Annotated in this window: 12 protein-coding genes; 7 read left to right on the top strand and 5 right to left on the bottom strand. The window is 65.3% G+C overall.

All coding sequences use genetic code 11. The features are described 5' to 3' along the window. Positions 1-22 precede the first annotated feature (22 nt). The 5 genes from HHL22_RS08245 (at position 23) to HHL22_RS08225 (ending at position 4,599) form a co-directional block, all read left to right on the top strand. Entirely contained in the window at positions 23-439 is a 417-nt protein-coding gene (locus HHL22_RS08245) for a DUF1761 domain-containing protein (protein ID WP_169530442.1), read from the top strand. 135 nt (positions 440-574) lie between these two features. Further along, positions 575-1,462, top strand: a complete 888-nt coding sequence (locus HHL22_RS08240) for an alpha/beta fold hydrolase (RefSeq protein ID WP_169530441.1) — start codon at positions 575-577, stop codon at positions 1,460-1,462. Positions 1,463-1,510: 48 nt separating this feature from the next. Continuing rightward, positions 1,511-2,104, top strand: a complete 594-nt coding sequence (locus HHL22_RS08235) for a YdeI/OmpD-associated family protein (RefSeq protein WP_169530440.1) — start codon at positions 1,511-1,513, stop codon at positions 2,102-2,104. A gap of 612 nt (positions 2,105-2,716) precedes the next feature. Then, the gene (locus HHL22_RS08230; protein WP_169530439.1) at positions 2,717-3,691 is read left to right on the top strand and encodes an NADP-dependent oxidoreductase; all 975 of its coding nucleotides are present in this window, start codon (positions 2,717-2,719) and stop codon (positions 3,689-3,691) included. Continuing rightward, positions 3,688-4,599 (top strand): helix-turn-helix domain-containing protein, encoded by a 912-nt coding sequence (locus HHL22_RS08225; protein WP_169530438.1) that lies wholly within the window; start codon positions 3,688-3,690, stop codon positions 4,597-4,599. The genes HHL22_RS08230 and HHL22_RS08225 overlap by 4 nt, the downstream gene beginning before the upstream one ends. A 15-nt stretch (positions 4,600-4,614) precedes the next feature. On the opposite strand, the gene HHL22_RS08220 is transcribed toward HHL22_RS08225, so the two are convergent. The 3 genes from HHL22_RS08220 to HHL22_RS08210 all read right to left on the bottom strand — a co-directional run bounded on the left by HHL22_RS08220 (position 4,615) and on the right by HHL22_RS08210 (position 7,933). Beyond that, positions 4,615-5,739 (bottom strand): FAD-dependent oxidoreductase, encoded by a 1,125-nt coding sequence (locus HHL22_RS08220; protein WP_169530437.1) that lies wholly within the window; start codon positions 5,737-5,739, stop codon positions 4,615-4,617. 93 nt (positions 5,740-5,832) lie between these two features. Beyond that, positions 5,833-6,726 (bottom strand): helix-turn-helix domain-containing protein, encoded by an 894-nt coding sequence (locus HHL22_RS08215; RefSeq protein WP_169530436.1) that lies wholly within the window; start codon positions 6,724-6,726, stop codon positions 5,833-5,835. A 43-nt stretch (positions 6,727-6,769) separates the two neighbouring features. Further along, positions 6,770-7,933, bottom strand: coding sequence for a 4-hydroxybenzoate 3-monooxygenase (locus HHL22_RS08210; RefSeq protein ID WP_206680696.1), 1,164 nt, complete (start codon positions 7,931-7,933; stop codon positions 6,770-6,772). Positions 7,934-8,168: 235 nt separating this feature from the next. Here HHL22_RS08210 and HHL22_RS08205 point away from each other — a divergent pair, with 235 nt between their 5' ends. Together HHL22_RS08205 and HHL22_RS08200 are read left to right on the top strand one after the other, a co-directional pair. Further along, on the top strand, positions 8,169-9,035 hold the full coding sequence (locus HHL22_RS08205; RefSeq protein ID WP_169530434.1) for an SDR family NAD(P)-dependent oxidoreductase: 867 nt from the start codon (positions 8,169-8,171) through the stop codon (positions 9,033-9,035). A 62-nt stretch (positions 9,036-9,097) separates the two neighbouring features. Then, on the top strand, positions 9,098-10,027 hold the full coding sequence (locus HHL22_RS08200) for a helix-turn-helix domain-containing protein (protein ID WP_169530433.1): 930 nt from the start codon (positions 9,098-9,100) through the stop codon (positions 10,025-10,027). Positions 10,028-10,090: 63 nt separating this feature from the next. Here HHL22_RS08200 and HHL22_RS08195 read toward each other — a convergent pair whose 3' ends face one another. Both HHL22_RS08195 and HHL22_RS08190 read right to left on the bottom strand, forming a co-directional pair. Continuing rightward, positions 10,091-10,687 carry a Crp/Fnr family transcriptional regulator gene (locus tag HHL22_RS08195; protein WP_169530432.1) on the bottom strand — a complete coding sequence of 199 codons (597 nt, stop codon included), beginning with the start codon at positions 10,685-10,687 and terminating at the stop codon, positions 10,091-10,093. A gap of 53 nt (positions 10,688-10,740) precedes the next feature. After that, complete coding sequence (locus HHL22_RS08190) at positions 10,741-11,709, bottom strand: SDR family NAD(P)-dependent oxidoreductase (protein ID WP_169530431.1); 969 nt, start codon at positions 11,707-11,709, stop codon at positions 10,741-10,743. Positions 11,710-11,833 lie beyond the last annotated feature (124 nt).

The following is an 11,833-nucleotide window of genomic DNA, read 5'->3' as shown; positions in this document are numbered from 1 at the left end:
GTCCTTTTTTCCTTCTTTTTCTATGTTCAACGTCGTGTCCAACATCCACTGGCTGAGTGTACTGGCCGCCTTTGTTGCCTATTACCTGCTCGGGGCCCTGTGGTACCTAGTGCTGTTTCCGCAGCCCTACAAGGTGTCGCTGGGCAAGGCCCACGAAACGCTCCAAAACCAGTCAGCTTTGTTTGTCGTGGGGCCGGGCGTGTGCGTGCTGGTTTCCGTGCTGGCCACGGCGCTCCTGTTTCAGGCGCTGCACATTGCCAGCTACGGCGACGCGCTAGGCCTAGCAGTAGTAGTGGGCGTGGGCTACCTAGTGGCCAATACCACCAACATCGCCATTAACCCCAATATCCCGCAGCCCTTCCTCTACAGCGCCATCACCAGCAGCTACCACCTGGTCGGCATCACCCTCACCTGCCTTCTCCTGGCCGCGCTACGGTAGGGGCGGTGACGCGGCAGCGGGTGCAATGGCCACCCGCTGCCGCGTCCGCTTTCTGTCCGGTTGGCACAAACGCAGGGCCTTGCCACTGCCGGGCGAGTTCATGGTGCTTTTCTTTTCCACTTACTGCCGCCCGCTATGTCTTCCGCGCACACCCTAGGCCAACCCAACTCGACGCCCGCCTGGCTCGACCGCCGCCTGTTTCCCTTTACCAGCCGCTGGCTAACCATCGAAGGCCACACGCTGCACTACCTTGACGAGGGCACGGGCCCCACCCTGCTGCTGCTGCACGGCAACCCAACGTGGTCGTTTCTCTATCGGCACCTGGTGCGGCAGCTGGCCCCGCATTTTCGCTGCATCGCGCTCGACTACCCTGGCTTTGGGCTCAGCACGGCGGGACCGGGCTACGGCTTCACCCCGCGCGAGCATTCCCACCTCGTGGAGCAAGTAGTTGAGCAGCTCGGCCTGCGCGACCTGTGTATTATGGTGCAGGACTGGGGTGGTCCTATCGGGCTGGGCTTTGCCGGGCGCCGGCCCGAGCTGGTGCACTCGCTCATTTTGGGCAACACCTTCGCCTGGCCGGCCACGGGTTCAGCGGGCCTGACCATCTTCTCCAAGCTATTCGGCGGCCGCCTGGCCCGCTGGCTCATCACGCGCTACAACGCGCTGGCCCGCTGGCTCATTCCGGCCGGCATCAACCGAAAGCTCACGCCCGCCGAGTTGGCGGCGTACCTAGGGCCGTTTTCCACGCCGGCCGCGCGGCTGCCCACCTGGATTTTCCCGAAGGAAATCACCGGCAGCCGCGCTTACCTAGCGGAGGTGGAAACCGGCTTGGCCCGGCTGCGCGACAAGCCGGCCCTGGTGGTATGGGGCGAGGCCGATGGCGCCTTTCGCAAGCCCGACCGCCTGCGCTTGCAGCAGTATTTTCCCGCGCACCGCGTATGCCTGCTGCCGCAGGCCAAGCACTTCATTCAGGAAAACGCCCCCGATGAAATCTGCGCGGCTATTCGGGCGTTCGCGCAGTAGGTAAGCCGCTGTCTATTCACTCGCTTGTACTACTGTTAACTGCTGCCCATGAAACCGTTGGAATCCCTGCTCACCTTCACTCCCACCAACCAGGCCGAGTGGCGGGCCTGGCTGCAAGTCCACCACGCCGAGCCCACCGGCATCTGGCTGGTGTACTACCGCCAGGCAACCGGCCAGCCGACTATCAGCGTGAGCGAGGCCACCGACGAGGCCCTGTGTTTCGGGTGGATAAATGGGCAGGGCCGGCCGCTGGATGCCAACCGCTACCTCAGCTACTTTGGGCCGCGCAAGCCCGGCAGCGGGTGGTCGCGGGTAAATAAAACCAAGATTGCGCACCTGCTGGCTACCGGCCAAATGGCCCCGGCTGGGCTGGCCCGCATCGAGGCGGCCTGCCAGGATGGCTCGTGGACGCTGCTCGACGAGGTGGAGCAATTAATAGTGCCGGCCGACCTGGCGGCTGCCCTGCAAGCCCAGCCGCCCGCCGCCGACTTTTTTGCCAGCCTCTCGCGCACCGACCGGCGTAATCTGCTGCAATGGCTGGTACTGGCCCGGCGCCCCGCTACCCGCCAGCGCCGGCTTGCTGCCATCGCCGACCTGGCGGCAAAAGCCCACGCAGTTTGGCAGCCGCCGCCGGGCGACTGAGCCGGGGGCGCCGCCCCAGAAGGCTGCGAAGCCGACAAACCGTGCTAACTAACATAGGACATTAACCGTGCGGTACTGAAGTGGTCTAACTGAGGGAGACAGAATTGGGCAATAAGGCGAGCCATCCTGCTTGAAATGGCTGACGACCTTTATTACGAAATCCACTAACTACGTTTCCTACACCTCAGCGCACCAGAACAGGTCAAACATTTCCCGCATTCGAGTGCTAGAACGTACGTTGAACTACGTTTGGACTACTCATGAAAACGCCTTCTCAGTGGAAATAAGGCGTGTTTCGACACCACCAAGCACAACTACCAGAGACCATATTGGATTACGTACCCATAGGAAGAGCAACTTAAGCGATTACCGCGCTATCTCTTGCTCGTAGCCAGCTTTTAGTAATCTATGGTTCAATGACTTGATGAGTAGTACCCCCGGGGCAATCCGTCTACTAGTCCCAGATGGCCCTAGGGGCTACTAGTCCGGCAGGGAATATAGTTCTCTCAAATTTATGCTCGATGGCGTTTTGGCTTAAACAATGAGCATTTTGGTTAAGCCCCGGCCCGGCAGCGCGGCGGAACTTTGCCTTGTCAATCAACCCAACCTGTTATGAAAGCAGTGAGAATCCACGAGTTTGGCGGTCCCGAGGTGCTGCGCGTAGAGGACGTAGCCCGGCCCGAGCCGGCGGCCGACGAAATCCTGCTGCAAGTGTATGCCAGTGGCGTGAACCCCGCCGACTGGGTGGTGCGCGAGGGCGGCAATGACGTATTGCACGCCCATCTGACCTTGCCCCTGACCCTAGGCTGGGATGCGGCTGGCGTGGTGGCGGCCGTGGGCCGCGATGTAACCACCTTCCAGCCCGGCGATGCCGTGTACGGTGAGCCGAACTTCCCTGGCGACGGCAGCTACGCCGAGTACCTTACCTCCCGCGCCAGCCAGTTTGCCTTAAAACCCCGCAGCCTCAGCTTTGTGGAGGCGGCCGGGGTGCCGCTGGCCGGCCTCACGGCCTGGACGGCCCTCTTCGAGCAGGGCAGGCTGCAAGCCGGCCAGCGCATCCTCATCCAAGGGGCCTCGGGCGGGGTGGGCGGCTTCGCCGTGCAGTTTGCCAAGGCTAAGGGCGCCTACGTCATCGCCACTGCGTCGGCCGCCAACCTCGACTACGTGCGCGGGCTAGGGGCCGATGAGGTGCTCGACTACCGCACCCAACCGGTGGGCGAACTGGTGCGCGGCGTGGACGTGGTGCTGGAAGCCTCGCCCGTGCGCGACAATGCTGAGCGGGTGAAAGTCGTGCCGGCCCTGAAGCCCGGCGGTATCTTCGTGACGGTGAACCTCGATGCGCCGTTTGACGAGGCCATGCAAGCGGCCCTGGCGAAGCAGCAAGCCACGGGCGAGCTGTCGAATAACCAGGCGCGGGGCGAGTGGCTAACCGAAATCGCCCAGCTCATTGATGCGGGGCAAGTCAAGGTGTTCGTCAGCCAGGTGTTCCCGCTGGAGCAGGTGGCCGAGGCGCACCGCGCCAGCCAGACCTGGCGCACCAGGGGCAAGCTGGTGCTGCAAATTCACCCCGAAGACGAGCCGGCATGAAGCGCTTCGCCACCATCAGCGAGTTCCACGAGTTCCGGCACCTGCCCCCGCCGCTGCACCCGCTGCTGAGCGTGGTAGACGTGGGCACCGTGCCGCCGCTGTGGCCCGGCGAGGAGCCGGAGAACCTCGTGCTGGACTTCTACGCTTTCTCGGTCAAGCGCATGCGTAATTTTCGCATTCGCTACGGGCAGCAGCCGTTTGATTTTAACGAGGGCATTATGTCCTTCCTAGCCCCCGGCCAGGTGTTCAGCGTGGCCGTGGCCGACGCGACGGAGGAAGCCGAGAAATCGGGGTGGGCGGTGTACATCCACCCCGATTTCCTGTGGCAGACCCCGCTGGCTACCACCATCCGGCAGTACGATTTCTGGGACTATGGGCTGCGGGAGGCGCTGTTTTTGTCGGCCCGCGAGGAGGCCACCATCCTGGGCGTCATCGCGGCGCTCAACCAGGAGTACCAGGCTACGCTCGACCAGTTCAGCAAACCCATCATTGTGGCGCAGCTCGAAAGCCTGCTGCGCTACGCCGACCGCTACTACCACCGCCAGTTCCTGACCCGCGAGAAAGCCAACCACGAGGTGTTGACCCGGCTCGACGCGCTGCTGCGGGCCTACTTCGACCGCGCCGACCTGGCCCAGCGCGGCCTGCCCACGGTGCAGTACGTGGCGGAGTGCCTGCACACCTCCCCCAAGTACTTGAGCAGCCTGCTGCGGGTGCTCACCGGCCAGAACACGCAGCAGCACATTCACGAGCGGCTGCTGGCCAAGGCCAAGGAGCAGCTGTCGGCCACCAGCCTCACGGTCAGCGAAATCGCCTACCAGCTGGGCTTCGAGCACTTGCAGTCGTTCAGCAAACTATTCAAGGCCAAGACCGGCTGCTCGCCGCTGGAATTTCGGGCCTCGTTCAACTGACGTGGGCCGGGCCTGCTACCGGCCGAAACGGGCTAGGAACGAGAAGTCGGGCTGATGCATGGCCAACTCGTTGCGGCTGGTCTGCGCCTGGGCCGCCTGGGCGTAGGTTCGCATCTGCTGCTCGTAGTCGGCGATGGCCGCCTCCAGGCTGACGAAAGCGCCCGGCCGGGTCAGGTTGTCGGCCAGCAGCCGAGCATCGCGCAGGCCGGTATTGGCCCCCTCGCCGGCGAAAGGCGGCATCACGTGGGCCGCGTCGCCGATGAGGGTGATGAGGGCCGGGCGCGCGGCGTGCCAGGGCTGGGCAAGCGACAGCTGTCGGGCGGGCAGTCCCACAAAGAAGGTCGAAGCCGCGAACAATTCCTGGAAGCACGCCGGCCCGTCAGCGAATAGCGCCGCCAGGAAGGCCCGCGCCTGCGCCGGCTGCCCGAAGTCCGGGGCGCTGTCGCGCAGCCAGTCGGCTGGTTGGCGGAAACTCACGTTGTAGGTCAGCGCCCCATTGTTGTCGGGGTGCGCTACCAGCGTGCGGCCCTGGTGGGCGTACATCAGGATGTTGCCGCCGCAGCGCTGGTAGAAGTTCGGGCAGGCGCGGGCGGGCTCTGTCACCTCGCCCTGCACGATGAACGTGCCCGTGTACGCGGCCTGCGCGTCGGTGACGAAGTGCCGGGCCTGCGACAGCCCCCCGTTGGCCCCGATAACCACGTCGGCCGTGGCCTCGGGGCCACCCTCGAAATGCAGCTGCCAGTTGCCGGCTCGGGACTCCAGCCGGGTGAACTTGTGGCCCCACTGCACCGTGCCGGGCGCCAGGCTGCCGAGCAGCAGTTGGCGCAGGGCGTAGCGGTTTATTTCGGGGGTGGCCGTGTTGGGCGGCGTGGTGAGCTGCACCCGGCACTGCGCATCCACCAGCGTGCGGCCGATGGGCCGGGCCTGGGCAAAGTAGTCGGCCAGCAGGCCAGCCGCGCGCAGGGCGGGCTGCCCGGTTTCTTGGTGCAGGTCGAGGGTGCCACCCCACACGCGGGCCTGGGCGCTGGCATCGCGCTCGTATACGGTGACGGCCACCCCCTGCTGCTGCAGCAGGCGGGCCATCGTCAGCCCCACCGGCCCGGCCCCGAGGATGGCCACGGTCTTGTCTTGTAGAAGCATAAATTTAGATGGTATGCGAGTCGCAAAAGTGCGTCGCCGCGCCGGGCCAGGCTTGTACAAATGCGACAAAATCGGGTTGATTCGGCCTCGGCACTACTGCGGTACTATCGAAGCAGGCGAGCCGGCCAGGCCGCCGCGCTGGCGGAACGCGCCCGGTGAAGTACCCACCACCCGGCGAAACAGGCGACTGAAATACTTGGGGTCGTCGAAGTGCAGGCGGTAGGCGACCTCACTCACCGGCAGGCCCGGCTGGACGAGCAGGCGCTGCGCCTCGCGCACCAGTTCCTGTTGCAGGTGGTGGGTAAGCGAAAAGCCCGTGACGGCCCGCACGGTGTCGTTGAGGTAGCGGACCGATACGTGCAGGGCCGCGGCATAGTCGGCCGGCCGCGGGCGGGCCGCAGCCGGCTGGCGCAGCAACTGCCGGAAAGCTCGGGTCAGCTCTAACTGCCGCGCCGAGTGCTGGCCGAGTACCTGCTGCTCGCTGGCCGTGGCAGCGGCCACCACTTGGTAGCCGACTGCCTGCACCAGCGCCTGCACGATGGGCAACCGAAATAGCTGCTGCTCATCGCCTTGCAGGAGGTGAATCTGCCGCAGCAGGGTGAGTAGCAGTTCGGCGGCCGGCGCAGTAAGGGGCAGCAGCAGCGGGTCGGCGAGGCGCTGCTCCAGCAGGTCGCGCAGCGGCGCGGCAAGCAGGGCCGGCGCAAAGGCCAGGTACCAGCCCCGCGCCGGCCCGGTCGTTACTACGCGGTGTATTTGGCCCGGATACAGCAAAAAAAGCATCTGGCGACCCAGGTGCACCGGCCGGAAATCTACTTCCAGCTCCATCGTGCCTTCCTTCAGCAGCAGGCAATAATAGTAGTCGTGGCGGTGCGGCTGGGCCACCTCGTCGGGGGGGCTCACCGACTTATCAGCCAGCAGCGGCACCGCGTACACGTCCGCGAACTTCTCCTGCATCGGGTGCAGCGGCACGCGGGCTTTTCGGGGCATGGGGCGGAAGGGGGGAATGACGGGCGGTAGTACGCGGTTGAAGCTACGCTAGCCCGCGCTGAAACTCGCTGTGCCGCCGGGCATCCGTCGGCGAGGTAAACAGCGCGGCCAGCTTGGCGCGGGCCACTTGCCGCCGAAATGCCCCGTGCTGCGTCGCGTCGCCTGCGTCGTGCAGCATATCCGTCATTTCTACGGCAAACTCCTGGTAGCGCCACACATGAGCCAGGCAGGTATCGGAATACGTTTGCAGGGCGGTTTCATCGTGCGCGTGCACGGCTTGGCGCAGGGCCTGGGCCAGTACGTCCACGTCGTAGAGGGCCAGGTTCATGCCCTTGGCGCTGGCCGGGGGCACCAGGTGGGCCGCGTCGCCGGCCAGAAACAAGCGGCCGTACTGCATGGGGGCGTGCACTACCGAGCGCAGCGGCACGAAGAACTTGTCGAGTACCGGCGCCTCAGGCAGCGTGGCATCGCCGGTCCGCCGCCGGATTTCGTGCCACAACCGCTCGTTGGGCCAGTCCTCGGCCGTGTCGCTGAGGGCACATTGCAGGTAGTAGCGGCTGCGCTGGGGGCCGCGCGGCAGCTGCCCTACGAAGCCATAATCGCTCACGCCCATGATGGGGTGGCCCACTAGGGGGGCTTCCACCAGCGCGGCCAACCAGGCGTAGCCAAATTCGTGGTGGTAAGTAGTGAGCACCCCGGCCGGGATGGCCGCCCGGCTGGTGCCCCGGCTGCCGTCGCAGCCCACCACGTAGGCGCAGCTCAATTCGTGAGCACCCGTGGCATCCGCGTAGCGCACGCGAGGGCGTTCGCTGTCCGTTAGGTCAATAGATAAGTCGGTTACGCCGAAGCGCACGTCGCCGGCGCGCTGGTCGAGTAGCTCGCGCAACAGGTTGTGCACCAGCATTTGCTGGGTACAGAAGCGACCCTGGCTGCCGTCGTCGCTGCTTAGTTCGAAAATACGGCTGGTGCCGTCGAGGCGGTAGTCAATGGTCTGGGCCACGGGGCCACCAAGCAGCTGGTCGGCCAGGCCCCAGCGCTCAAACATCCGCACACCCCGCGCCTCCACTACGCCAGCCCGCTGGCGCTGCTCCAGGTAGGCCCGGTCGCGGCGCTCCAGCACCACGCAGGGTACTCCGGCCTGGTGCAGAAAGGTAGCCAGGGTCAGGCCGGCCACGCCGGCCCCCACGATAGCCACGGTAGTTTCCATAGACAATTCCATGTTGTTTTTTATCGCTGGTGAACAGGGACAAAGGTCACCTAGTCACTGCTGCGAAAAGGGGTAGCCGGCGCGGTTTCAGGTGGACGATTCGCGGTTAGTAGCGGTTCGATGCCTGGTGAGCGATGGCTGCCGCGATTAAGCTACAAACTCCCGCAATCCGGTTAGGTGGGGGGTAATCGCCGGGCCAGACCTTTGTCCCTGTTCACCCATCTCCCTTTTCGGTATGACTCCGCAACCCCAAGCAGCCGGTGCAGCTAGCCCGGCCCCTAAAATCTGGTTTATCACGGGTGCCTCCCGGGGCTTCGGCCGCATCTGGACCGAGGCGGCCCTACAGCGCGGCGACAAAGTAGCCGCCACCGCCCGCCAATTGGCCAGCCTCGCCGACCTGCCCGCAACATACGGCGACCTCGTGCTGACGCTAGAACTGGACGTAACCAACCCGGCGCAAGTGAAAGCGGCTGTAGCCCAGGCCCACGCCCACTTCGGCCGGCTCGACGTAGTGCTCAACAACGCTGGCTACTCGCTGGTCGGGACCGTGGAGGAAGCCAGCCTTGACGACGTGCGTGCGCTGTACGAAACCAACGTGTTCGGCACGCTGGCCGTTATTCAGGCGGCGCTACCCTTGTTGCGGGCGCAGGGCCACGGCCACATACTGGGCGTTTCTAGCGGCCTAGGCCACTATACCTTACCGGTTATCGGCTACTACTGCTCCACTAAGTGGGCTTTTGAGGCCCTGCACGAGAGTCTGGCTGCCGAGGTGGCCCCGTTCGGTATCCAGGTCACTATCATCGAGCCGGGGGCCTACGCCACCGAGTTTGGCAGCCCCGAGTCGCTGCGCTTCGCCACCGGCCTGGAGGTCTACACCGACTTTAAAAACCAGTTTTTTGGCAACCTGCGTGGGTTGGAGCGGGGCGACCCGGCCGCCACACCGGCGGCGCTCTTTGCCGTGGTAGATGCCGAGCAGCCGCCGCTGCGCCTGTTTTTGGGCAGCCACAACCTGCCGATGGTGCGTGCAACCTACGCCGAGCGGCTGGCTACCTGGGAAGCCTGGCAGCCCGTGGCCGACGCCGCCCAGGGGGACGCTAAGTAACTTACGCCGGGCCTCGGGCAGCGAACGTGGCTACCGAAGGCCCTATTTTTCACTTGGCTGTTATGAAAAAGCCCACTGCCGCCCCGCTGCGGTTCGCGTCCCTGGCCGAGGCCCACCGGGCCTTTGGTCTGCCGCAGCCCCGGCACCCGCTCATCAGCCTGCTCACCAGCGCTGATGTGCCCACGCAGGCCTTGAGCGCCTCCCACACCCACGTACTGAGCTTCTACAAGATAGCCTATAAGCCCCGGCTAGGCGGCCAGCTCACCTACGGGCAAGGGCACTACGACTTCGATGCGGGCGGCCTGCTGTTTGCTGCCCCCGGCCAGCTTATCGGCGGCCGGCCCGACAGCGAACCGGGCGCGTGCAGTCAGGTTACCCTGCTCATTCACCCAGATTTTGTGGCCAGCTACCCCCTGGCTCAGAAGATGCGGCACTACGGCTTCTTCACCTACGCCACTCACGAAGCGCTGCACGTGTCGGAATCGGAAAAGCAACTGCTGCTGGCGCTGCTGCGCACGATGAAAGCCGAGCTGGCCGGTCGCCTCGACGAATTTAGCCAGGACGTGGTGGTGGCCCAACTGGAATTGCTGCTGACGTATGCTAACCGCTTCTACAAGCGCCAGTTCTTGACGCGCAAGGCAGTGCATAGCGACCTGCTGCGCCGGCTAGAGGAGGAGTTAGCCGACTGCTTTCGCCCCGACTACCTGCACCAGCACGGCCTGCCCACGGTGCAGGACCTAGCCCAGCGCCTGCACGTGTCGCCCAGCTACCTGAGCGACATGCTGCGCACACTGACCGGCCAGAGTGCCCAGCAGCACATCCACGACAAGCTCATCGAGCAAGCCAAGGAGCAGCTTGCCGCCACCAACATGACGGTGAGCGAGGTGGCCTACGCGCTGGGCTTCGAGCATCCGCAGTCGTTTAGCCGGTTCTTCAAAACCAAGACTGCCCTCTCGCCACTGGCGTTCCGGCAGTCGTTGCAGCCCAACTGAACGAGCAAGGAAGAGCGACCGGCCCACGCACGGACGAATCCGCGGCCGACGGTGGGCCGGCCGCTACGCCTCGGTATCGGGCTGGCGGCCCAGGTTCCGGCGCACCCGGCTCAGTGACTGCGGCGTAATGCCTAGATAGGAAGCTAGGTAGGCCAAAGGCACCTGGTTGGCCAAGTGGGGGTAGGTGCGTAGAAAGGCCGTGTACTTAGTGGCCGCATCGGCGTGCCCGAGCGCGCTGAGGCGCTCCACCATCTCCAGTAGCGAGCGCGTGATGAGGGTGCGCTCCAGCCCGGGCCAGCCCACGATGGTGCAGCCCAGCGCCTGCCAGTCGCGGTCGGCGAACACCAGTACCCGCGCCGGGGTTACGGCCTGCACATACTCGGTGGCGGGCAGTTGGTACTGGTAGCTGGGCAGGTCAATCATGAAGCGGGGGGCCTCCAGAAAGTATTTGGTAATTTCCGTGCCCTCCCGGTCGAAATAGCAGATGCGAAATACGCCCTCCAGCACGAAGGCGATTTCGCGGGCTACCCGGCCGGCCTCAGAGAAGTAGGCGCCGGCCGGGTAGTGCCGCTCGGTGGCCTGGCTGGCAATCAGGGCCAACTGCTGCGGCGTGAAGGGCGCGCAGTGCAGCAGAAAGTCGTCAAGAGCAGGATACGACATGGCAGGCAGGCGAAAACCAAAGTGGTGCTGGCGGTCGGAAACAGTACGGCCGGTCAGCCGCCCACGGCCACGGCGGCCGGCTGCGCAGCCAGCAACTGCTCGGTGCCAGCCCACAGGTCGGCCCAGAGCCGGGACTGGCGCGCGAGGGCCGAGGAAGGGACGGCCCGCCGGCCCTCGAAGTACTGGCCCGTGACCCCGGCCACGGCCGGGTCGGCCGCGAGCCAGGCCAAGTTACGGCCTGAGGTTTCAGTGGAATGCACGCCAGGGAAGAGACGCAGCACGGGCAGCACGTTCTGCCAGGCCCAGAGGGCGGCCCCGTGGTTGGCCCGGCCCAGGCCGGTGCCGGGCATTAGGCCCGGGTCAAAGGTGGTGACCGTCACGCCCGAACTGGTATCACGCAAGCGGCGGTTCAGCTCGTACATATACAGCAGGGTGCAGAGCTTGGAGGTCGAGTAGCGGAACTGGTTGGCCGGGGCGCTAGCCGGGTCGAGGTCCGCCGGCACTTCGCCCCGCGCCAGGGCAGCGGCCCCCAGGTACTGGGCGGGCGGCATGCCGAACAGGGCGGCCGTCCACACGCGGGGCGCGTCGAAGTGGGTGCCGCTGCCCACCAGCACCAGGCGGCCGGCCGGCTCCAGGGCAGGCAGCAGGCGCTCGACCAGCGCGAAGTGAGCCAGGTAGTTCACGCCGAAGGTTTGCTCGATGCCGTCGGTTGTCCAGTGCTGGCCGTCGGCAAACTGGATGCCGGCGTTGCACACGATGGCTTGTAGCGGGGGCAGCGCGCGGGTCTGCAAGCAGTCGAGTAGCTCGTCGGCGAAGTGGTGCACGCTAGCCAGCGCGTTCAGGTCGAGCGGCAGGATGGTGAGGCGGCCGGGAGCCGGGAGACTGGCCGCCGCCTGCTCGGCCATCGCCCGCGAGCGGGTGGCCCAGATGAGGTGCGCATCGGGGGTGGTAGCCAGCAGCGCGCGGCTGGTGGCCAGGCCGAGGCCCGTGTGGCCGCCGGTAATCAAGATGGAGTGAGGCATGGGACGTGAGACGTAGTACGCATCAAAGGTCCCTATGCACCTTATCCTACTTACTGAACATTTGGTAAGAAAACAGCCGGCGCCCTCCCAACGCCTCTCAGGTTTTGGTGGGTTACCGGTTGTT

This window comes from Hymenobacter polaris, assembly GCF_012927305.1.
Lineage (GTDB): Bacteria > Bacteroidota > Bacteroidia > Cytophagales > Hymenobacteraceae > Hymenobacter > Hymenobacter polaris.
Note: the sequence above shows the minus strand (reverse complement) of the source record. Positions and strands in the feature narration are given on the sequence as shown.